At 63.9% G+C, this 20,709-nt stretch carries 19 protein-coding genes; 14 read left to right on the forward strand and 5 right to left on the reverse strand.

The genetic code is table 11. The annotated features are described in order from the left end of the window. Window positions 1-33 precede the first annotated feature (33 nt). From E0702_RS02130 to E0702_RS02140, 3 genes are all read right to left on the reverse strand, one after another. Window positions 34-975 carry a lysophospholipid acyltransferase family protein gene (locus E0702_RS02130; protein ID WP_132041326.1) on the reverse strand — a complete coding sequence of 314 codons (942 nt, stop codon included), beginning with the start codon at window positions 973-975 and terminating at the stop codon, window positions 34-36. A gap of 3 nt (window positions 976-978) precedes the next feature. After that, complete coding sequence (locus E0702_RS02135; protein ID WP_132041327.1) at window positions 979-1,371, reverse strand: DUF4870 family protein; 393 nt, start codon at window positions 1,369-1,371, stop codon at window positions 979-981. 83 nt (window positions 1,372-1,454) lie between these two features. After that, on the reverse strand, window positions 1,455-1,862 hold the full coding sequence (locus E0702_RS02140) for a VOC family protein (RefSeq protein WP_132041328.1): 408 nt from the start codon (window positions 1,860-1,862) through the stop codon (window positions 1,455-1,457). Between the two features lie 43 nt (window positions 1,863-1,905). On the opposite strand from E0702_RS02140, the gene E0702_RS02145 reads away from it, so the two are divergent. The 11 genes from E0702_RS02145 (at window position 1,906) to E0702_RS02195 (ending at window position 16,824) form a co-directional block, all read left to right on the forward strand. Then, window positions 1,906-2,544 carry a class I SAM-dependent methyltransferase gene (locus tag E0702_RS02145; protein WP_132041329.1) on the forward strand — a complete coding sequence of 213 codons (639 nt, stop codon included), beginning with the start codon at window positions 1,906-1,908 and terminating at the stop codon, window positions 2,542-2,544. A 531-nt stretch (window positions 2,545-3,075) separates the two neighbouring features. Next, window positions 3,076-5,121 carry a hydantoinase/oxoprolinase family protein gene (locus tag E0702_RS02150; protein WP_132041330.1) on the forward strand — a complete coding sequence of 682 codons (2,046 nt, stop codon included), beginning with the start codon at window positions 3,076-3,078 and terminating at the stop codon, window positions 5,119-5,121. Next, complete coding sequence (locus E0702_RS02155) at window positions 5,118-7,091, forward strand: hydantoinase B/oxoprolinase family protein (protein WP_205741858.1); 1,974 nt, start codon at window positions 5,118-5,120, stop codon at window positions 7,089-7,091. The genes E0702_RS02150 and E0702_RS02155 overlap by 4 nt, the downstream gene beginning before the upstream one ends. Window positions 7,092-7,353: 262 nt before the next feature. Next, window positions 7,354-8,283, forward strand: a complete 930-nt coding sequence (locus E0702_RS02160; protein ID WP_205741859.1) for a helix-turn-helix domain-containing protein — start codon at window positions 7,354-7,356, stop codon at window positions 8,281-8,283. 125 nt (window positions 8,284-8,408) lie between these two features. Next, window positions 8,409-8,678: a cupin domain-containing protein gene (locus E0702_RS02165; protein WP_306766896.1), complete on the forward strand. Its 270-nt coding sequence runs from the start codon at window positions 8,409-8,411 to the stop codon at window positions 8,676-8,678. Between the two features lie 334 nt (window positions 8,679-9,012). Beyond that, a complete protein-coding gene (locus E0702_RS02170; RefSeq protein WP_132041332.1) occupies window positions 9,013-10,455 on the forward strand; it encodes an MFS transporter in 1,443 nt (480 codons plus the stop codon). Between the two features lie 89 nt (window positions 10,456-10,544). Beyond that, on the forward strand, window positions 10,545-12,335 hold the full coding sequence (locus E0702_RS02175) for an acyl-CoA dehydrogenase (protein ID WP_132041333.1): 1,791 nt from the start codon (window positions 10,545-10,547) through the stop codon (window positions 12,333-12,335). Window positions 12,336-12,470: 135 nt separating this feature from the next. Continuing rightward, complete coding sequence (locus E0702_RS02180; protein WP_132041334.1) at window positions 12,471-14,102, forward strand: acyl-CoA synthetase; 1,632 nt, start codon at window positions 12,471-12,473, stop codon at window positions 14,100-14,102. Window positions 14,103-14,223: 121 nt separating this feature from the next. Then, a complete protein-coding gene (locus E0702_RS02185) occupies window positions 14,224-15,072 on the forward strand; it encodes a 3-hydroxybutyryl-CoA dehydrogenase (RefSeq protein ID WP_132041335.1) in 849 nt (282 codons plus the stop codon). Between the two features lie 230 nt (window positions 15,073-15,302). Then, window positions 15,303-16,076 (forward strand): enoyl-CoA hydratase-related protein, encoded by a 774-nt coding sequence (locus E0702_RS02190; RefSeq protein WP_132041336.1) that lies wholly within the window; start codon window positions 15,303-15,305, stop codon window positions 16,074-16,076. Window positions 16,077-16,254: 178 nt separating this feature from the next. Then, on the forward strand, window positions 16,255-16,824 hold the full coding sequence (locus E0702_RS02195; protein ID WP_132041337.1) for a YceI family protein: 570 nt from the start codon (window positions 16,255-16,257) through the stop codon (window positions 16,822-16,824). Window positions 16,825-16,907: 83 nt separating this feature from the next. Here E0702_RS02195 and E0702_RS02200 read toward each other — a convergent pair whose 3' ends face one another. Further along, the gene (locus E0702_RS02200; RefSeq protein ID WP_132041338.1) at window positions 16,908-17,333 is read right to left on the reverse strand and encodes a VOC family protein; all 426 of its coding nucleotides are present in this window, start codon (window positions 17,331-17,333) and stop codon (window positions 16,908-16,910) included. Between the two features lie 26 nt (window positions 17,334-17,359). Then, window positions 17,360-17,836 carry a peroxiredoxin gene (locus tag E0702_RS02205; protein WP_132041339.1) on the reverse strand — a complete coding sequence of 159 codons (477 nt, stop codon included), beginning with the start codon at window positions 17,834-17,836 and terminating at the stop codon, window positions 17,360-17,362. Window positions 17,837-18,076: 240 nt separating this feature from the next. Here E0702_RS02205 and E0702_RS02210 point away from each other — a divergent pair, with 240 nt between their 5' ends. The 3 genes from E0702_RS02210 to E0702_RS02220 all read left to right on the forward strand — a co-directional run bounded on the left by E0702_RS02210 (window position 18,077) and on the right by E0702_RS02220 (window position 20,652). Beyond that, on the forward strand, window positions 18,077-19,156 hold the full coding sequence (locus E0702_RS02210; protein WP_132041340.1) for an NAD(P)-dependent alcohol dehydrogenase: 1,080 nt from the start codon (window positions 18,077-18,079) through the stop codon (window positions 19,154-19,156). Window positions 19,157-19,397: 241 nt separating this feature from the next. Continuing rightward, complete coding sequence (locus tag E0702_RS02215; RefSeq protein ID WP_132041341.1) at window positions 19,398-19,754, forward strand: hypothetical protein; 357 nt, start codon at window positions 19,398-19,400, stop codon at window positions 19,752-19,754. Between the two features lie 52 nt (window positions 19,755-19,806). Beyond that, a complete protein-coding gene (locus E0702_RS02220; RefSeq protein WP_132041342.1) occupies window positions 19,807-20,652 on the forward strand; it encodes an MOSC domain-containing protein in 846 nt (281 codons plus the stop codon). Window positions 20,653-20,709: the final 57 nt, after the last annotated feature.

The following is a 20,709-nucleotide window of genomic DNA, read 5'->3' on the forward strand; positions in this document are numbered from 1 at the left end:
GGCTCCTCCCGGGCACAAGCCGCGGTAGCCGCGTTAGTAGATCCGGAAGCGCCGGTGCTCGGGGTGCCCCTCCTGCTCCTGTATCACCTTGCGGTAGCGCTTGTACTCCCACTGGTACTGGGCCGGATCCAGGGCGATGGCGGCTTCGACGCAGGCGTTGACCCCGGTGGCGGACTCGATCTCGTCGGGTGAGTAGACGCGCTCATCGGCCGCCAGGAAGTGGATCTCGAAGCCTTGGCCGGGGATACGGCGTGCCACACCGGTGACCACACGGGCCTCGGTGCGGGCGACGAGCTTGGGGAGCAGGGTGGCGGTATAGGCCAGCCGATCGAAGAAGGGGGCGAAGACGCCGCTGCCCCAGCTCGGTTCCTGATCAGGAAGGATGCCGATCGCCTCGCTGCGCTTCAGTGCCTTGAGCAGAGCCGCCACGCCACGCGGGTTGGTTGGCACCAGGCTTGCCCCCATGCGCTCGCGGCCGGCCCGGGTCACGGCGTCGAGCTCGCCGAGCTTGGGCGGCTCGTACATGGCGGTGAAGGGGAAGTGGCTGGAGAGCCAGAAGTTGAGCACCTCCCAGTTGCCGAAATGAGGGGCCAGCACGATGACTCCGCGCCCCCCGGCACGCGCCTCGTCGAGCAGCTCACGACCGTGAACGGCCAGCAGAGACGTCTCGATACGCTCTGGCTTGCCCATCCAGGCGAAGCCGATCTCGAGCATGGTGGCGGAGGAGTGGATCAGGCTCTCGCGGGCGAGGCGGTGCCGTTCGGTGGGGCTGCTCTCGGGATAGACGTGGGCCAAATTCGCCTCGGTGACGTCACGCTCGCGGCGGCTGAAGCGATGCACCAGCGGGCCGACCAGGCGCGCGAGCCGCCATAGCGTGGTCAGGCGCCGACCAGCGAGCGTTCGCCACACTCTCTCGATGGCGCGGGCCTGGAGAGTGCTGACAAGAGTGCCTGTACGAGAAGGAGCCTTGGCCATGGGTTACACCAGCCAGGTGTCCACATTGTCGGGAGAGCGCTTCTCCTGGAGCCCCTTGAAGCCCTTGACGCAGCGAATCACCAGCCACACCACGGCCACCAGCCAGAGGACAAAGCCGATCAGCACGAACATCAGTACGCCGGCCAGGCAGAAGTAGAGCAGGCCGATCCAGAAGGTGCGAATCTGGTAGCGGTAGTGACGCTCGAGCCACTCGGGGCCCTTGCCGCGATAGACATAGGCAATGACCACGCCGACCAGGGCGGTCAGGCCGCCGGTGATGATGCTCGCCAGATAGAGGGCATAGATGACCATGGGGAGCGTCGTGTCGACCGGCTCGGGACTCTCGATGACGATGTTCTCGCTGTGCGGGTTTTCACGCTGCAGGTTGTCGCTCATGGCGGGGCTAACGTCCTGGTTCTTTATGGAAATTGATGTCGACATGATACCCGGCGAGGGCCGCAATGCCACCGTCGGTGGAATCAGGGGGCGTCGTCGGTTTCTGGAGTGCTGCGCAGCGGGCGGCTGATCTCCAGCAGGTTGCCGTCCGGGTCACGCAGGTAGAGCGACTCGATCTGGCCGGTGGCGCCCTGACGCTGTACCGGCCCCAGCTCGATCTCCACGTCGAGTGCCTGCAGGTGTCGGGCCACCTCATCCAGCGGCAGCAGACTGCGCAGGCAGAGATCCAGGCTGCCGGGCGTGGGGGTGCCGGCGCGGGGCTCGATATCGGTGGCCGTCCAGTGCAGGCGCAGCGCCATGTCGCCGAGGATCAGGTCGACGCGTTCGCGATCGCGGTAGCGCACCTCCAGCCCCAGCACCCGGGAGTAGAAGTCGACCGCACGGGAAATATCGGTCACGGTGATGACCAGATGGTCCAGACCTGACAGCATTCGTCTCTCCTTGGAGAATAGGGGTGTTGCCCCAGAGGATACGATGATGCCGACCTGCCCGCTATGCGCATCCGCGGATACCGCCTTCTATCACCGCGATGCGCGGCGCGACTACCACCGCTGTGAGCGCTGCACGCTGGTCTTCGTGCCACCGGCCTTTCGGCTTGCCCCCGAGGAGGAGAGGGCGGTATACGACCAGCACCGAAACTCGCCGGATGACCCCGGTTATCGGCGCTTCCTGGCGCGGCTGTTCGAGCCCCTGCATGCCAGGCTCGAACCGGGAGCTCGTGGGCTCGACTTCGGTGCCGGCCCGGGACCGACGCTATCGGTGATGTTCGAGGAGGCCGGTCACCCCATGGCGATCTATGACCCCTTCTATGCGCACGACCCGTCGGTGCTCGAGCACACCTACGATTTCATTACCGCCACCGAGGTGGCCGAGCACCTGTTCTCACCCGGCAAAGAGCTTGCGCGGCTGGTGGAGCGCTTACGGCCCGGTGGCTGGCTCGGGATGATGACCAAGCGGGTCACCGACCATGCCGCCTTCACGTGCTGGCACTATATCCTCGACCCCACCCATGTGAGTTTCTTCAGCGAGGCCACCTTTCGCTGGCTGGCCGACGAGCTCGAACTGAGTATCGAGTTTCCCGCCGCCGATGTGGTGTTGCTGCAGCGTCGCTGACGTTCGCCTTCGCTATTGACGTCGCGCCCGGCGTATCACACCTGGCCCAAGCTGAAGGGTTCCGGGGGTAATGTCAGTCGCGTTGGTTTTTTTATTCGCTGATTAATCATTAGCGTATTCGTAGTGAATCCCCCGGCAATTTCCGCTTGTCACTGTGGCCGCCCCCTTTATGGCATGGGTGGCCGAAGTGCACGCCATGCCAACCGACAGTGCACCCTGAGACAAACGCTTCCCATGGCTTTCTGCCTAAGGTGTGTGGGTACCGATGAGTCGTTGGAGTGGAGCAGCTAATAAAGAAATATTATTTTTTTAAATAAATATATATTTATATAAGTGTTATGTCTTCATGCCATTTATGGCGCTTGATTCAAGATGATAGTGCCAATTCCAGGAAGCCGCGCTCAGTTCAGAAATGCAGATAAGTGGGGCTGATTGTGACGCTCATGAATTCAGTGCTAAAAGAAACCGCCCTTTATAAGAGCATAAATATAATTCAGGTTAGTCAGCAGTAATAACAATAGAGGAATGGTTATGTCCAAGTTAAGAGTCGCCGTCGATGCCGGCGGAACCTTTACCGACGTCTGTATTTATAATGAAGAGACTCAGGCGTTCCGCGTCACCAAGGTTCCCTCTACGCCAAGTAACCCCAAGCAGGCCGTGATCGACGGGGTGCGGCGTGGCGAGATCGATCTTTCGAACGTGGATCTGTTCTTCCACGGCACCACCGTTGCCACCAATGCGCTGATCACCCGTCGCTTCCCCAAGGCGGCACTGGTCACCACCAAGGGCTTTCGCGATGTGATCGAGATTCGTGACGGCACCAAGGACAATCTGTGGGATGCCTACGAGGATGTGAGTGGCCCCTACATCCGCCGTCGCGACCGTTTCGAGGTGACCGAGCGCGTCGACTACGCCGGTGAAGTCGTGACCCCGCTGGATGAGGAGGAGGCCCGCATCCTGGCTCGCAAGCTCAAGCGGCGTGGTGCCACCACGGTAGCGGTGTGCTTCATCAATTCCTATGCCAATGCCGAGAACGAGAAGCGCATGCGGGAGATCCTCGAGGAGGAGATTCCCGAGGCGAGCGTCTCGACGTCATCGGATATCCTGCCCGAGATATTCGAGCATGACCGCTTCAATACCGCGGTGGCGAATACGGTGCTGGGTCCGCTGGTGTCGGACTACGTCAAGCAGCTCGACGATGAGTTGAGCGCGGGTGGCTACGATAACGACCTGCTGCTGCTGCACTCCGGTGGTGGCTCGATGACGCCGGCCATGGCGAAGCACTTCCCGGTGCGTCTGGCGGCCTCCGGTATCGCCGCGGGGGCGATCGCCGCCAAGCATATCGCCGAACAGTGCGGTTATCAGAATGCCGTCGGGCTGGATATGGGGGGCACCTCTACCGATATCTCGCTGATCCATGATGGTGAGCTGCGCGTGACCAAGCAGTGGGGAGTGGAGTATGGGCACCCCATCGTGTTTCCGAGCATCGAGGTACTGACCGTTGGCGCCGGCGGGGGCTCGCTGGCGCATATCGACATCGCCGGGGCCCTGCGCAATGGCCCGCAGTCTGCGGGGGCCGACCCGGGTCCGGCCTGCTATGAGCGTGGCGGCACGGAGCCTACCAATACCGATGCCAACCTGGCGCTGAACCGTCTGGGCACCGTGCTTGCCGGCGGCGCACTCGAGCTGAACCGGGACAGGGCGACCCAGGTCATCGAAGAGCGTGTCGGCCAGCCGCTGTCGTTGGACACGGCCGAGGCGGCACAGGCGGTCATCAAGGTGGCGAATGCCAACATGGCCGATGCGGTGCGGCTGGTATCGATCCGCCGTGGCCTGGATCCGCGTGACTTCGCCCTGATCGCCTTCGGTGGTGCCGGTGCCCTTCACGGTGCCGAGGTGGCCAAGGAGCTGGGCATCCCGGCGGTGATCGTGCCCCCCAATCCCGGGGTGACCTCGGCGATGGGGTGTCTGCTGGTCGATATCCAGCACGACCTCTCGATGATGTACACCGCGGCGGCGGAGAGTGCCGACCTGGAAGACCTCGAGCGCCAGTTCCGGTCACTGGAGGACGAAGCGGTGGACAGGCTGCGCCACGAGGGCGTCGCCGACGCCGATGTGGTCCTGCAGCGTGGCATCTCCATGCGCTATCAGGGACAGTGGCGCTCCCTGCAGGTGGCGATGGGTAGCGGCGAAGCGTCACTCGAGGATGCCATCGAGATGTTCCACCAGGAGCATGAGCGGCAGTTCTCCTTCCGCCAGAATGCGCTTCCCGTCGAGATCTACCAGCTTCACCTGCGTGCCGTGGGCAAGACGCCGAAGCCCGAGTTTCCGCGCAGCGAGCGTCAGCCGGGTGCCCAGGCAGAGCCGCATGCACACCGCGAGGTCTACTTCGAGGGGCAGTGGCACCGGACGCCGGTCTACGATCGGACAACCCTGCCGGTAGGCTTCGAGTTCTCCGGTCCCGCCATCATCGACCAACTGGACTCCACCACCGTGGTACCGCCCGATACGGTGGCGTCGATCGATGAGTGGAAGAATATTCGCATTCAACTGATTCAGTCGGGAGAGAAGGCATGATCATGGCACATACCTACAAGGACAACGCTCTCGATCCGGTTACCTTCGAAGTCCTCAAGAACGCCTTCGCGACCAGTGTCGACCTGATGAGCGAGCAGATCCTGCGCACCTGTTACTCGTTCGTCATCTACTCGCGCGACTTCTCCTCCGCGCTGTGCGATGCCGAGGGCAATACGGTCATGCAGGGCAGCGGCGACATCGCGGTGCACGTCGGCACCCTGCACTTCCAGTGCAAGGCGGTGCTCGAGGAGTTTGCCGGCGATATTTACCCCGGTGATGTCTTCGCCATCAACGACCCCTATCGTGGCGGCACCCATCTCAACGATGTCAGCTTCATTCGCCCGATCTTTTCCGAGGGTGAGATCATCGGCTTTGCCCAGAACAAGGGGCACTGGGCGGATATCGGCGGCAGCGTGCCGGGCTCCTTCGACGTCAACGCCAGCACCCACTTCAGCGAGGGGCTTCGCATCACGCCGGTGCGTGTCTGGCGCGAGGGCGTGTTCCTGCACGATATCGCCCAGCTGCTGGTCTCCAACACCCGCGCCCCGGCCCAGGCCCTGGGGGATCTGCAGGCCCAGGCAGAAGCCACGGCGGTCTGTGAGCGTGAGGTCCTGCGTCTGGTCGACAAGTACTCCAAGGCCACCGTGGTGGCGGCCATGCAGGAGACCCAGGACTATGTCGAGCGGGTCGTTCTCAAGAGTCTGGCGGGAATGCCCAAGGGCGAGTGGGAGACGGTCGACTATATCGATGCCGACCCTGCGCTGGGTGAGGGGATGGTGCCGATTCGCATCAAGCTGACGCTGGATGGCAACGGCATCCACTATGACCTGTCGGGTTCGGCGCCTGCGGTCTCCACCTTTCTCAACTCCAGCTATGGCACGACCCACTCCGCCATCTACGCGGGTACCAAGACCTTCTTCCCCGATGTTCCGCTCAACTCCGGCTTCTATCGCGCGGTGACGGCCAATATCGGTGAAGAGGGCAGCGTGGTGAACGCGGGCTGGCCTCATGCGGTCACCGGCTTCTGCTCCGGCCCCTACGAGAAGGTCATGAACGGTATCTTCGAGCTGTGGAGCGGGGTCATGCCGGAGCGTGCCATGGCCTGTGCCTTCAACCTGGAGTACCTGCTGATCGGCGGTAATGATGGACGCACCGGCAGCGGCGACTACTTCATGTGGTATGACTGGATGGCCGGCGGCTGGGGCGGCCGTCAGACCAAGGATGGCTCATCGGCCACCTCGCCGGTGTTCGGCACCGGGCTGGCGGTTCAGCCGGTGGAAGGGCAGGAGAGGCTGAACCCCGTGCTGACCATGTGTCACGAGATCAGCATGGACTCTGCCGGTCCGGGCCGCTTCCGCGGGGGCTGTGGAGTCGAGAAGGGAGGCAAGCTGACCCAGGTCGACAAGACGGTGATGAGCTACTGCTGTGACCGCGGCCGTTCGGTGACCTGGGGGGTGAATGGCGGGTTGCCCTCCGTCCCGCATGGGGTGTGGATCAACAAGGGAACGCCGGATGAGAAATACCTGGGGGCCACCTTCTCGAACGTGACGGTACGCTCCGGAGACACCTTCACGCGACCCTCGGCGGGTGGCGGTGGCTTCGGTGACCCGCTGGAGCGCGATGCACAAGCGGTGTTGGATGATGTGATCGATGGCTACGTATCCGTCGAGCGCGCCGAGTGCGACTATGGCGTGGTGATCCAGGTCAACGACCCCGATGTCGATGACTATGTGATCGACACCGAGCGCACCGCCAGGGCTCGCGAGTGGATCCGGGCGAATCGGCGGGAGTGGTTGCAGACCCCACCCGAGGACGTCGCCAAACAGTATCGAGATGGCGAGCTAAATGTCCTGGACGTGATTCGTCGCTACGGCGTGGTGCTGGACTGGGGCACCGGTGAGTTGCTGGAGACGTCGACGCAACAGTATCGTGACTCGCTGGCCAAGCGCTCATCCAGCTTCTGGACGTGATATTGCGATCGCGAAGGTGAACGGCGAGACTTCGGTAGGACCCTGGCCCGATCAGTTCGGGCCGGGCCTCCGGAGTCTCGCCTTCGTTGCGACACGCCTAGATACGGCGCGTGAACAGTCAGAGAGGAGTGGCATGAATACAACGACGACAATGCCAGAATCCGCCGAGTTGCCAGGAGCTGCCGGTTTACCGAGAACCACTGATTTTCCTGGAACCACAAGGCCGGCAAGGGGCGGTGGGGGCACAAGGCCCGACACACGGTTGAGCTCCAACTCCCAGGAACGCTGGACGCAGATCATTTCCGACACCTACTTTCCATTGACCCTGAGCTACGGTGGCCATAAGGAGGATGCCTTCCAGGGGTCGCTGAAGGTCTGGAAGGCGGCGGGTAGTGACTACTCCCTGTCGCGCCTCACCTCCGACAGGGCCGAGTACTCCCGCTCGCGCTCGCAGATTGCCGAGGATAGCCAGGCCTCGTTTCTGGTAACGATCCCGCTGCGGGCCCAGGTGTTCTTTTCCCAGCATGGAAGAAACCTGAACTGCCCACCGGGCCACTTCATCGTCGAACAGGGCGACGCGCCCTATCGGTTCGGCTACGCGGCGCACAATGATATGTGGGTCTTCAAGGTGCCCGAGGAGTCGATGAAATCCCGCATTCGGCGCCCGGAACGCTATTCGCAGCACTGCTTCTCCGCCCAGGAGGGCATCGGCTGTGCCTTCGTCGAATTCCTGAAGATCTGCTCACTGCATGTGAACGAGTGCAGCGTTGAGGATCAGAGCCGCCTGTTCGAACAGGCTCTGAGCATGCTGTCGATGGTGCTGGAGCAGGATGAGCGGGTGCTGAACAGCGACCAGTCGCATCTGAAGACCGCCCACCTGATGCGGATCGAGCGCTATATCTCGGCCAATCTGGGTGACCCCGAGCTGTCACCCGCGCGTATTGCCCGTTTCTGCGGCATCTCCCTGCGCTATCTGCACAAGCTCTTTGCCGGGTCCGGGTATACGGCCGCCGAGTGGATACGCGCCCAGCGGCTGGAGGCCGCGCATCGCGAGCTCGAGTCGCTCCCCCTGGGGGTCAATATCGGTGAGGTGGCCTACCGCTGGGGATTCTCGGAACAGTCGCAGTTCAGCCGCGCGTTTCGCAGGCGGTTCGGCTATTCCGCCAGCGAACTGCGGGATCGCATGGGGTGAAAGTCAGCGGTGTAGTTCCTGAATTCATCCGATACGCGCGGCACCTGCGGTAGCCAGTCGTTCACCGCTAACAGAAAGCGCTAACAGAAAAGGAGGCAAGTCCTGCCATGCAGAGAGCACAGGCCGTGAGCCAGCTTCAAATCGACGACAGTCAGGTGATCGTGACCCGTTGGGACTTTCCACCCGGGTCGGAGACGGGCTGGCATCGCCATGAACATGACTATGTGATCATCCCGTTGACCGACGGCCTGATGCGGCTGGAAACCCCCGAGGGGGAGCGCGAGGTTACCCTCGAGGCGGGTGTTTGTTATAGACGAGTCGAGGGCACCGAGCATAACGTCATCAACGATGGCGAGGCGCCTTTTGCCTTCGTCGAAGTGGAGATCAAACAGTAAGGACAGTCAGGAGGCAAGAAAGCAGAAGGCAAGACGCCGCCTGCCGAAGCGGTGTAACTCGGCGCTCAGGTGGCTCTCAGCAGCAGCCCCGGGGCGAGCGTTTTACGCGTGAGTGGCACCCGGCATCGGTCGGCTCTGGCTAGTCCCGACGCAAGGGCGTGTCAGGGCCACAAAGTGTGGGCCACAAAGCCATTGGCAGTGCCCCGCACCGGGCGTATGATTCGCGCGCTCAGCATGTCGTGGGCGTGATATAACATCCGCTACAAGGCCGCTTGTGCCTTGAGTGCCACCCGGCTCCTACCCCTACCCTCCTTCCTGTACGAGGCATGCATCAATGTCGCGGCAACTGCTGGCTTTGGCCCTCGCGCCCTTGTTGGGGCTCTTTATTCTCGGTATCGGTAACGGCTTTCTGGCCACGGTGATCACGCTGCGTCTGGATGCCGCGGGTGAGTCGGCGGCGGTGATCGGCTGGGTGTCGGCGGCCTACTTCATCGGTCTGGCGTTTGGGGCCATGTTGAATGACCGCATGCTGCTGCGTATCGGTCATATCCGTTCCTATGGCAGCTTCGCCTCGCTGGTGGCGGTTACCGTGATCCTACAGGGTCTGGTGGAGTCTCCCTGGGCCTGGTTCTTCCTGCGCCTGATCGGTGGCTGGGCCACGGTGGGCGTCTATCTGGTGATCGAGAGCTGGCTGCTGGCCTCGGGGGATGCACGGGTGCGTGGCCGGCTGCTCGCCCTCTACATGATCTCGCTCTACGCGGCAGGCGTGCTTGGACAGTTATTGCTGGGTGTCACCGAGGCCATGGGCGGGGCGTCGTCGTTTATGGTGATCGGGATGCTGGCCTCGCTGTCGGTGCTGCCCATGGCGATGATCCCTCAGTTCACGCCGATGATCGAGAAGGCCGAGCCGCTCTCGCCGTTGCGTCTGGTCATGCTGACCCCCACCGGCGTCATGGGTAGCTTCGGTTCCGGGTTGATCGTGGCGGGGGTTTACGCCCTGTTGCCGCTTTACCTGCAGCGCGCCGGCTTCTCGGTCGACCGCGTCGGTCAGATGATGGCAGTGGTGATACTCGGCGCGATGGTGCTGCAATATCCCGTGGGGCGCTGGTCCGACCGCCACGACCGACAGCTGGTGCTGATTCTGATCTCCGTTTTCTGCACCCTGATCTCGGCGGCGGTGCTCTGGCTGCCGCTGAATAGCTGGGGCCTGGCCGGGCTGCTGTTCCTGCTCGGTGGTGGGGTGTTCTCGTTCTATCCGGTCGCGCTGGGTCATGCGGCCGACCGCGCGCCGGCGGGCGCCCTGGTGCGCATGAGCCAGGGCCTGTTGCTGATCAACGCGATCGGCTCGGCGCTCAGCCCGCCGCTGATCTCGCCGGTGCTGGGGAAGCTGGGGGATGCCGGTCTGTTCTGGAGTTTCGGGGCGCTGGGCATCGGTTTGGTGCTGTTCTTCGCCTGGCGGCGTAGCGTGCGTCCGGCACCGATGCCGGTGGCGCCCTTCCATGCCGGTACGCCGATGACGGCGAGCGGCGCCGAGCTGGTTATCACCGAAGATCTGGTCAAGGGTGCCACCGAGCATGAGTACAAGGAGGACCTTACCGACCTGGTGCCGGATGTGGAGGTGGCCGAGCCGCTGGTAGGGCCACCGTTGCCGGATGAAACCTGTGTCGCTCACTATCCCGAGTCGGACGATAGCGAAGAGCCGGTTCAGCATGCGTTGCCGGGTATCGAGCCGGTCGAGGCCTATCTGGCGGTGTCGGAGGCGCTCGAGCCGGGCTGAGGTGTCTGCATGTTTAAGACCTTGGGATAATGGTCGACGGAAAGTAGTGAATCTACTATCGCCATTATCATTTTTCCCGAGGTGCTTCGATGATTCCCTTTGCCGCTCCCGTCCGTGACCTTCGCTTCGTACTGGAAGAGCTGCTCGAGCACGGCTCTCTCGCACTGCCCGGTTTCGAGGAAACCAGTCCCGATCTGGTGGAGGCGGTGCTGGAGGAGGCCGCCAAGCTGGCCGGCGAAGTCTGGGCACCGCTCAATGCCAGCGGCGACCAGCAGGGCTGCACCCGTCGTGAGGATGGCAGCGTCAGCGTGCCCGACGGCTTTGTCGAGGCCTACCAGGCCTACGCCGAGGGGGGCTGGAACGGCATCGGTGTCTCCGAGGAACTGGGTGGCCAGGGGCTTCCCGAGGTCGTGGCAAGCTCGGTGCAGGAGATGCTTCACGGTGCCAACATGTCGCTGGGCCTGTGCCCCATGCTGACCGCCGGTGCCATCGAGGCGCTGGCCCACCACGGCAGCGAGGCACTGCGTACCACCTACCTGCCCAAGCTCGTCGAGGGGAGCTGGACGGGCACCATGAACCTGACCGAGCCCCAGGCCGGCTCCGATCTCTCCAAGGTGCGGACCCGTGCCGTGCCCCAGGAAGACGGCAGCTATCGACTCTTCGGCCAGAAGATCTTCATCACCTGGGGCGAGCATGATGCCGCCGAGAACATCATTCACCTGGTGCTGGCGCGCAAGCCGGATGCCCCCGAGGGCAACAAGGGTATCTCGCTGTTCGTGGTGCCCAAGTTCCTGGTTAACGTCGATGGCTCGCTGGGCGAACGCAACGATGTGGTCTGCGCCTCCATCGAGCACAAGCTGGGCATCCATGGCTCGCCTACCTGCACCCTGAGCTTCGGTGAGCAGGAGGGCGCGATCGGTTACCTGGTAGGCGAAGAGGGGCGTGGCCTCAACCATATGTTCACCATGATGAACGAAGCGCGTCACAAGGTCGGCATCCAGGGGATCGGCGTGGCCGAGCGCGCCTGCCAGCATGCCGCCGCCTACGCCCTGGATCGCACCCAGGGGCGCAGCCCGCGCTCGGGGCGCAATGACTGCACCATCAGCGACCATCTGGATGTGCGGCGCATGCTGCTTTCCATGCGCGCGCGCACCGATGCTTTGCGGGCCCTGGCGCTCTACTGTGCCGCCCAGCTCGATGTGGCGCGTCATGCGGCGGATGATGCCGAGCGCGCCGCCGCTCAGGCGCGTGCCGAGGTGCTGATCCCGGTGGTCAAGGCGTTCTCGACCGACCAGGCGGTGGAGATCGCCTCCCTGGGGATTCAGGTTCACGGTGGCATGGGCTTTGTTGAGGAGACCGGCGCCGCCCAGCTGCTGCGCGATGCGCGTATCGCGCCCATCTACGAGGGCACCAACGGCATTCAGGCCCTGGATCTGGCCGGGCGCAAGCTGCAGCGTGATGGCGGTGCCGCCCTCGAGGGGCTGCTCGGCGATATCGACAGCACCGTGGCATCGCTCAAGGCCAGCGACGAACTGACCACACTGGGCGAGAGTCTGGCGGCTGGTGTTACCGATCTGCGTGCCGCCATGGCCACGGTGCTGGAGGCGGGCGCCGACCCGGAGAGCGGGGCCGACGCCGTTCAGGCCTACGCGACCCCCTTCCTGAGCCTCGCCGGGCACGTGCTGTGCGCCTGGCAGATGGGCCAGGCAGCGCTCAAGGCCAGCGCCGCCCAGGCCGGCGGCAGTGCCGATCCGTTCTACGCCACCAAGCGCCAGAGCGCCGACTATGTGATACGCCAGTGGTTGCCGGTGGGTCGTGCACAGCGCGCGGTGATCGAGGCCGGCATGGCCAGCCTGGCCGCCTTCGACATCGCCCACTAGTGTCAATACAAGGCCTGCGCCGCCGGCTCCAGCCGGCGGCCTCTCTAGCCGCCATGCGCCACTCTCGCCCCCATAACAACTCGACAGGAGCATGAACAGCCCGACAGGGTCATGCGCCAGATCACGGAGCCACTCATGAGCCAGAGCATTTTTGAACAGGGTCTGCCCAAGACCGCCGCCAACCACGTACCGCTCTCACCGCTGACCTTTATCGAGCGTACCGCCTCGATCTACCCGGACTACCCCGCGGTGGTCTATGGCAAGTTGCGCCGCGACTGGGGCACCACCTGGGAGCGCTGCCGTCGACTCGCCTCGGCCATCGAGAAGCGTGGCATCCAGCCCGGCGAGACCGTGGCGGCCATGCTGCCCAACGTGCCGGCGATGTTCGAGGCCCACTTTGGCGTGCCGCTGTCCGGCTGCGTGCTCAACACCCTGAATATTCGCCTGGATGCCGATGCCATCGCCTACATGCTGGAACATGGCGAGGCCAGGGCGATCCTGGTCGATCCGGAGTTTGCCGATGTCATCGAGGAGGCGGTCGGCAAGCTCGACAGAAAACCGCTGGTCATCGATGTGGCCGATCCCGAGTTTGTGCCCGAGGGGAGAAGCATCGGTGAGCTGGAGTACGAGGCGCTGCTGGCCGAGGGTGACCCGGACCATGCCTATCGTCTGCCCGAGGATGAGTGGCAGGCGATCTCGCTCAACTACACCTCCGGCACCACCGGCAAGCCCAAGGGGGTGGTCTACCACCACCGCGGTGCCTACCTGAATGCCACCAGCAATATCCTGGTATGGGCGATGCCGCACCACCCGGTGTATCTGTGGACCCTGCCGATGTTCCACTGCAACGGCTGGTGCTTCCCCTGGACCATCGCCGCCGCCGCCGGCACCAATGTCTGCCTGCGCAAGGTCGAGGCCAAGCGCGTGATGGACCTGATCGCCGACGAGCAGGTGAGCCACTTCAGCGGCGCCCCCATCGTGCTGAATGGGCTGGTCAACCTGCCCGACGAGCAGAAGCGCGACTTCGATCACCCGGTGAAGGTCACCACGGCGGGCGCGGCGCCGCCCGCCTCGGTGATCGCCGGCGTCGAGACGCTCGGCATCGACGTGACCCACGTCTACGGCCTTACCGAGGTCTATGGTCCGGTCACCTCCTGCGCCTGGCGCGCGGCATGGGACGAGCTGCCCATGGAGGAGCGAGCCAAGCTCAAGTCGCGTCAGGGGGTGCGCTACCACATGCTGGAAGCGCTCTGTGTGGCCGACCCCAACACCCTGGAGCCGGTGCCCAAGGATGGCCAGACCATCGGCGAGATCCTGATGCGCGGCAACAACGTGATGAAGGGCTATCTCAAGAACGAGGCGGCCACCGAGCAGGCCCTGGAGGGCGGCTGGTACCATACCGGCGACCTCGCGGTGTGGCATGCAGACGGATATATCGAGATCAAGGATCGCTCCAAGGACATCATCATCTCCGGTGGCGAGAACATCTCCACCATCGAGGTGGAGGACTGCATCTACTCGCACCCGGCGGTGGAGGAGGCGGCCGTGGTGGCCAAGCCCGACGATAAGTGGGGCGAAACCCCCTGTGCCTTCGTCAAGCTCAAGGTGGGCTATGGCGAGGTCACCGAGCAGGAGATCATCGATCACTGCCGTCAGCGTCTGGCGACCTTCAAGGCGCCCAAGACGGTGATCTTCACCGAGCTGCCCAAGACCTCCACCGGCAAGATCCAGAAGTTCGTGCTGCGCGACGAAGCGCGCAAGCAGTAGCGAGAAGGAGCGAGAAGGGACTGTCCCCGGCAGCGGCGCCGATGCCAGCTCGGTCGGGGACAGTCCCTGGCGGTTCTGACGGTTTGACAGTTGACAAGAAGCAGATCACAGGAGAGTGCAGATGAGTGAGCAAGCGATCGGTGTGGTAGGCGCCGGTACCATGGGGCAGGGGATCGCTCAGGTGCTGGTGCAGAGCGGCTTTTCGGTTCGACTCTACGATGTGGCCGAGGAGCAGCTCCAGCGCGCCCGTGGTGCCATCGACAAGGGGCTGGGCAAGCTGGTCGCCAAGGAGAAGCTCGCCGCGGCCGACCAGGATGCCGCCCTGGCGCGTCTGGACACCACCACCGCGCTGGATGCCCTGCGCGACTGCGAGGTGATCATCGAGGCCGCCCCCGAGCAGCCGGCTCTCAAGGAGAAGCTGTTTCGCGACCTGAGCCGCCTGAGCCATGAGGCGATCCTGGCCTCCAATACCTCCTCGCTGTCGCTGACCCGCCTGGCCGCCGTCTGCGAGCGCCCGGAGCGGGTGGTGGGCATGCACTTCTTCAACCCGGTGCCGGTGCTCAAGCTGGTCGAGGTGATCCGTGCCGAGCAGACCAGCGATGCCACCGTGGCGCGCATCGAGGAGCTGACCCAGGCGCTTGGCAAGACCGCCGTGGCGATCGCCGACTCCCCCGGGTTTGCGGTCAACCGCCTGCTGGTGCCGATGATCAACGAGGCCGCCTTCCTGCTCCAGGAGGGGGTGGCCAGCGCCGCGGACATCGACGCCTCCATGAAGCTGGGCGCCGCCCATCCCATGGGGCCGCTGGCCCTGGCCGACCTGATCGGCCTGGATGTCTGCCTCTCCATCATGGAGGTGCTGCAGGAGGGCTTCGGCGATCCCAAGTATCGGCCCTGTCCGCTGCTCAAGCGTATGGTGGATGCCGGCTATCTGGGCCGTAAATCGGGCCGTGGCTTCCACGTTTACTCCTGATCGGGTCTGGCGGCCGGTATCTCCTGTGGGAGGCGGGCTCCGCCAGGCAAAGGTGATACCTCCTGTGGGAGGCCGGCTCCGCCGGGCGAAGGCGCCGCCAGGCGCCACTGGGAGGGCCTCATACCCGGACTGGGATCCACCAAGGAAGCATTGCCGCCCAACCTAGCGTTCGCTAGGGTTGGGCGGTATCGTCTCAACACCACGCAACAAGAATCCGAGGAGTCCTACCCATGAGCGAGAAGCTGATCGATGTGGTCGACAACGCCGGCCTCGTGCGCCTGACCATCAATCGTCCCAAGGCACTCAACGCCCTGAATAGCGATGTGCTGGCCGAGCTGGAGCGTGTACTGGCCGACCTGGAGGGCCGCGCCGACCTGCGTGCCGTGGTGATCACCGGTGCCGGCGAGAAGTCCTTCGTGGCCGGCGCCGATATCGCCGAGATGCGCGAGAAGACCCCCGAGCAGGCCCGGGACTTCGCCCGCCAGGCGCTGGATACCTTCAAGCGTCTGGAGACCCTGCCGGTGCCTACCGTGGCGCTGGTCAACGGTTTCTGCCTGGGTGGCGGCTGCGAGCTGGCCTTGGCCTGTGACTGGGCGGTGGCCAGCGATAACGCCATCTTCGGCCAGCCCGAGGTGCTGCTCGGCGTGATCCCCGGCTTCGGTGGCACCCAGCGTCTGCCGCGCCGCGTCGGCCCGGCCATGGCCATCGATCTGTGCACCACCGGTCGCAAGATCGACGCCAACGAAGCGCTGCGCATCGGTCTGGTCAATCGGGTGATGCCCCAGGCGGAGCTCGAGGACTATGTCGAGGAGCTGGCCAAGCAGCTGGGTGGCAACGGCCCGCAGTCGGTTCGCGCCGCCAAGCAGGCGATCCACGATGGCATGGACCAGGATCTCGACAGCGCCCTGGCCCTGGAGAATGCGCTGTTCGCCTTCTGCTTCGCCGGTGAGGAGCAGAGCGAAGGCATGAGCGCCTTCGTCGAGAAGCGCAAGCCGAACTTCTAAGGGGCGTTGCCTTAGCTTAAGGGGCGTTGCCTTAGCTGAAGCGCGGCCGTGGCAGTTCAGCCACGGCCGCCTTGCGTTGCAGGGGTGCCTTTCCAGGCTCCCCTTGCACTGGTTGAATGACGGGCTATGGTGATAGCTGGCAGTAACGCTCTGAACTCCAGGATGGGAGAAAGCCGTCATGAAAGCACTGTTAGTTTCCGCACTGCTACTTGCCACGCCAGCCTGGGCCCAGGCCGCCTGGCAACTGGACGAGGAGCACTCTTCGGTGCATTACGTCTCCATCAAGAACGCCTCCACCGGTGAGATCAACAGCTTCGGCAAGCTCTCCGGCAGCATCGAGGAGGAGGAGAGCCGGGTGGTGATCGATCTCTCCAGTGTCGAGACAGGCATCGATATTCGTAATGAACGCATGCAGGAGATGCTGTTCGAGACCGGTCAGTTCGGCGAGGCCGAGGTCAGTATGGCGATGGGCGAGGAAGCCCTGTCGGACATGCAAGTGGGCGAGCGTCGTCAGGAAACCCAGACCCTGAGCCTGAGCCTGCATGGCGAGACGCTGGAACTGGAGGCCGAGATGCAGGCGATTCGCCTCGACGACTCGACCCTGCTGATTAGCTCGGTGCACCCCGTGATACTCTCCGCCGAGGACTTCGGGCTGGGCGAGGGTGTCGAGGCCCTGCGCGAGGTCGCCGGGCTCTCCGCCATCAGCACGGCGGTGCCGGTCAGCTTCAATCTGGTGTTTACCCAGTGAGCGTCAAAGATCATGACAACGCGGCCGTGGCATAACTGCCACGGCCGCGTTGTGTTACGGGTTCCGTCGGTTGAGCCTGAAGGCTACTTGGCGAACAGCTGGTTCATATCCTTGAACGCCTTGAACTCCAGGGCATTGCCGCAAGGGTCGAGCAGGAACATGGTGGCCTGCTCGCCGACCTGGCCCTTGAAGCGCACATGAGGTTCGATCACGAATCTCGTGTCGCGGGCCCTGAGACGTTCGGCCAGCGCCTCCCACTCCTCCCAGCCCAGTACCACACCGAAGTGGGGCACCGGTACGTCGTGGCCGTCCACCGGGTTGGTGTGGGCCTGCTTCTGGGTAGGCGTCTGCGGGTGTTCGTGGATCACCAATTGGTGGCCGAAGAAGTCGAAGTCGACCCACTGCTCGCTCGAGCGACCCTCCTCCAGGCCGAACACCTCGCCGTAGAAGGCGCGGGCCGCCGGCAGGTCATGGACCGGAATCGCCAGATGAAACGGGGACAGGCTCATATCACTCTCCAGAAACATGCCAGCATTTACAGCTGGGCCATGACCGTTTCGGCACTGCTCTTGTCGACGCCCTTGTCATCGACACCCAGATACTCGACCACCCCATCGTTGACGATGGCGGCGAAGCGCTTGCAGCGGATCCCCATGCCGCCACCGCTGGCGTCAAGCTCGAGCCCCAGCGCACGGGTCAGCTCGGCGTTGCCGTCGGCCAGCATGGTGATGGCCTGGGCGTTCTGATCCTGCTGCCAGGCGCCCATCACGAAGGCGTCGTTCACCGCGAGGCAGGCGATGGTGTCGACTCCCTGGGCCAGCAGCTTGTCGGCGTTGACCACGAAGCCCGGCATGTGAGTGTTGGAGCAGCCGGGGGTAAAGGCGCCCGGTACCGCGAACAGCACCACCTTCTTGCCGCTGAAGAGCTCGCTGGTGCGAATGTCCTCGGGGCCCTCCGCGCCGTTGGTCTTGATGGTCACGTCGGGGATGCGCTCGCCGGTCGTTATCGTCATGGGGTCAGTCTCCCTTGTTGAGATGGGGTATTGCCCTGCCAGTCTGCCCCGTAGCAGGGGGTTACGACAAACCTGGGGTGATCACGTTGGGTGGTCTGGCTGGTGCTTGACGCAACTGACAGGCTCTATAGCCGTTCTGGTTGATATACATCAAGGTATCACTCTGGCCAGCTGCTATAGCTGTAGTGGTCACTTTTATAGCTTTAGTGGCTACTTTCCCTGTCGGCCCAGGAGCCTGCCATGCCCTCCATGATGAAAGCCGCCGTGTTCGTCGAGCCCGGACGCATCGAGATCGACGACCGCCCCATTCCCGATATCGGTCCCAACGATGCCCTGATCCGTGTGACCACCACCACCATCTGCGGCACCGACGTACATATCCTCAAGGGAGAGTACCCGGTGGAGAAGGGCCTGATCGTGGGCCATGAGCCGGTAGGCGTGATCGAGAAGCTGGGCGCCAATGTACAGGGCTACCGTGAGGGGCAGCGGGTGATCGCCGGGGCGATCTGCCCGAGCTTCACCTCCTACGCCTGTCAGGATGGCTGCAGCTCCCAGGATGGCGGCCACCATGCCCATGGCTACAAGCCCATGGGCGGCTGGCGCTTCGGCAACACCATCGATGGGGCCCAGGCGGAGTATCTGCGCGTGCCGGACGCCCAGGCCAACCTTTCGCCGGTACCCGATGGTCTGACCGACGACCAGGTGCTGATGTGCCCGGACATCATGTCCACCGGCTTCGCCGGGGCGGAGGCCGCCAATATCAAGATCGGCGACAGCGTCGTGGTATTCGCCCAGGGTCCCATCGGGCTGTGCGCCACCGCCGGCGCACGGCTGCGCGGCGCCGGCATGATCATCGCCGTGGATGGCGTCGATGAGCGGCTGGAAATGGCCAGCAAGCTGGGTGCCGACGTGACCCTCAACTTCCGCAAGGTGGATGTGGTCTCGGAGGTGCTCAAGCTCACCGGTGGCCGAGGCGTGGATGCCTCCATCGAGGCGCTGGGGCTGCAGCAGACCTTCGAGCAGGCGCTGCGCGTCATCAAGCCCGGCGGCACCCTGTCGAGCCTCGGGGTCTACTCCGAGGACCTCACCATCCCCCTGGATGCCTTCAGTGCGGGTCTGGGTGACCATCGCATCGTTACCTCGCTGTGCCCGGGTGGCAAGGAGCGCATGCGTCGCCTGATGCAGATCATCGACAGCGGTCGCCTGGACCTTGGTCCCATGGTCACCCACCGCTACCCGCTGGAGAAGATCGTCGACGCCTATGATCTCTTCAGCCACCAGCGCGACGGCGTGCTCAAGATCGCCCTCGAAGTGTCGTAAGGCCGTATGGCATCTCCCAGGCCGGGCAAAAACTCGCCCGGCCTGTCTATTCTGGTGGTCTCTTCCACGAGACAGGGGGAATGTCTTGCATCGCTGACTTGCCAGAAGCGGCTCTGCCGCGACGACAGTCAAGCGGTTAGCGGATGGTTCCGTGTCGTGTCAAGGCGACCATGGCGGCTTAGAGTGGTATCCGCGCAAACTCTGGTACAATCGCGCGATGATTGAAGCAGACGGAGACACGATGGAAACGGAACTTAGCGAATTCGAGCGGCAGATGCGCCGCGATATTAATAGTTTCATGGACAAGGCCCAGGAGACTCGACGCAAGGCGGCGACCTCCGCTCCCGAGTGGCCCATCGAGGACAAGAGCAACGCGAAGACAAAGCCCAAGGCGCCACGCAGCAAGCCTGGCGGTTCGCCGAAGACAGGCCATCGGGTGAAGCTGGCCGTACGCACCAAGCAGCTCGAGATGGATACCGTGTTCGAGCATGTGTCGTCGAGCATCTCCAAGATCGAGGCACAGCTGGAAGCCGAGAAGGCCGCCCGCAAGGCTGGCTATCCCATTATCGGCTTCGTGATCGAAACCACCCGGCTGTAATCCCTGATCGCCTGGGCTAGGCTTTGGGCATTTCTTGCCCCTGGAGCCGCCCGTGAAGATCACCCAGCTTTCTATCTACCCGGTCAAGTCACTGGGTGCCATCGCCCTGAACGAGGCCGAGCTGACGCCCGAAGGGCTCGCCTGGGATCGCCGCTGGATGGTGGTCGACGATGTGGGGCGTTTCGTTACGCAGCGCCAATTGCCGGCCATGGCCGCCATTCGGGTCGGTCTCGAGGCCGATGCCCTGGTGTTGCGCCATCCGGATGCCGAGGCGTTGCGTGTCCCCCTGTCAGCGGAGGGGCAGGAACGGCTGACAGTCTATGTCTGGGAGGATCGCTGTGCCGCCCTGGATGAGGGGGCCGAGGCCAGGGAGTGGTTGGGCGGGGTGCTGGGTGATTTCCGGGGCAGTGGTCTGCGCCTGGTGCGCTTCGCGCCCGACCAGCGGCGCCGGGTCGAGCCGCACTATCTCGCGCCGGGCGAGCAGGCACATACCGCCTTTGCCGATGGCTATCCCTTCCTGGTGGTGGGCGAGGCCTCGCTTGCCGAATTGAACCGCCGCCTGGCTGCCAAGGGGCTCGAACCGGTGCCGATGAGTCGCTTTCGGCCCAGCATCGTGATCGACCACGAATTGCCCTTCGTCGAGGATGGCTGGCAGGAGCTGGCCGCCGTCGAGAGTGGCTGGCGGCTGGGGCTGCGCAAGCCCTGCCAGCGCTGCAAGATCACCACCGTGGATCAGCGCAGCGGCGAGATCGAGGTGCCGGGCGAGCCTCTGCGCACGCTGGTGGAGATGAACACCCGCCTGGCCCCGGGCGGGTACTTCGGGCAGAACGCTATCCTGCTGGCAGGAGAGGGGCGGACGATCAGTGTCGGCGAGCCCCTGACGCCGAAGCCGCGCTGACTCTCTCGAGGATACCCGCGTACTCTCGAGGATACCCATTTACCCAGCCCGGTAGCT

This window comes from Halomonas marinisediminis (assembly GCF_004347715.1).
Lineage (GTDB): Bacteria > Pseudomonadota > Gammaproteobacteria > Pseudomonadales > Halomonadaceae > Halomonas > Halomonas icarae.

What these genes read in the sequence shown, in the direction of transcription:
- E0702_RS02130 (WP_132041326.1), bottom strand. Translation starts at nt 975, where the DNA reads ATGGCCAAGGCTCCTTCTCGTACAGGCACTCTTGTCAGCACTCTCCAG.
- E0702_RS02135 (WP_132041327.1), bottom strand. Translation starts at nt 1,371, where the DNA reads ATGAGCGACAACCTGCAGCGTGAAAACCCGCACAGCGAGAACATCGTC.
- E0702_RS02140 (WP_132041328.1), bottom strand. Translation starts at nt 1,862, where the DNA reads ATGCTGTCAGGTCTGGACCATCTGGTCATCACCGTGACCGATATTTCC.
- E0702_RS02145 (WP_132041329.1), top strand. Translation starts at nt 1,906, where the DNA reads ATGATGCCGACCTGCCCGCTATGCGCATCCGCGGATACCGCCTTCTAT.
- E0702_RS02150 (WP_132041330.1), top strand. Translation starts at nt 3,076, where the DNA reads ATGTCCAAGTTAAGAGTCGCCGTCGATGCCGGCGGAACCTTTACCGAC.
- E0702_RS02155 (WP_205741858.1), top strand. Translation starts at nt 5,118, where the DNA reads ATGATCATGGCACATACCTACAAGGACAACGCTCTCGATCCGGTTACC.
- E0702_RS02170 (WP_132041332.1), top strand. Translation starts at nt 9,013, where the DNA reads ATGTCGCGGCAACTGCTGGCTTTGGCCCTCGCGCCCTTGTTGGGGCTC.
- E0702_RS02175 (WP_132041333.1), top strand. Translation starts at nt 10,545, where the DNA reads ATGATTCCCTTTGCCGCTCCCGTCCGTGACCTTCGCTTCGTACTGGAA.
- E0702_RS02180 (WP_132041334.1), top strand. Translation starts at nt 12,471, where the DNA reads ATGAGCCAGAGCATTTTTGAACAGGGTCTGCCCAAGACCGCCGCCAAC.
- E0702_RS02185 (WP_132041335.1), top strand. Translation starts at nt 14,224, where the DNA reads ATGAGTGAGCAAGCGATCGGTGTGGTAGGCGCCGGTACCATGGGGCAG.
- E0702_RS02190 (WP_132041336.1), top strand. Translation starts at nt 15,303, where the DNA reads ATGAGCGAGAAGCTGATCGATGTGGTCGACAACGCCGGCCTCGTGCGC.
- E0702_RS02195 (WP_132041337.1), top strand. Translation starts at nt 16,255, where the DNA reads ATGAAAGCACTGTTAGTTTCCGCACTGCTACTTGCCACGCCAGCCTGG.
- E0702_RS02200 (WP_132041338.1), bottom strand. Translation starts at nt 17,333, where the DNA reads ATGAGCCTGTCCCCGTTTCATCTGGCGATTCCGGTCCATGACCTGCCG.
- E0702_RS02205 (WP_132041339.1), bottom strand. Translation starts at nt 17,836, where the DNA reads ATGACGATAACGACCGGCGAGCGCATCCCCGACGTGACCATCAAGACC.
- E0702_RS02210 (WP_132041340.1), top strand. Translation starts at nt 18,077, where the DNA reads ATGCCCTCCATGATGAAAGCCGCCGTGTTCGTCGAGCCCGGACGCATC.
- E0702_RS02215 (WP_132041341.1), top strand. Translation starts at nt 19,398, where the DNA reads ATGGAAACGGAACTTAGCGAATTCGAGCGGCAGATGCGCCGCGATATT.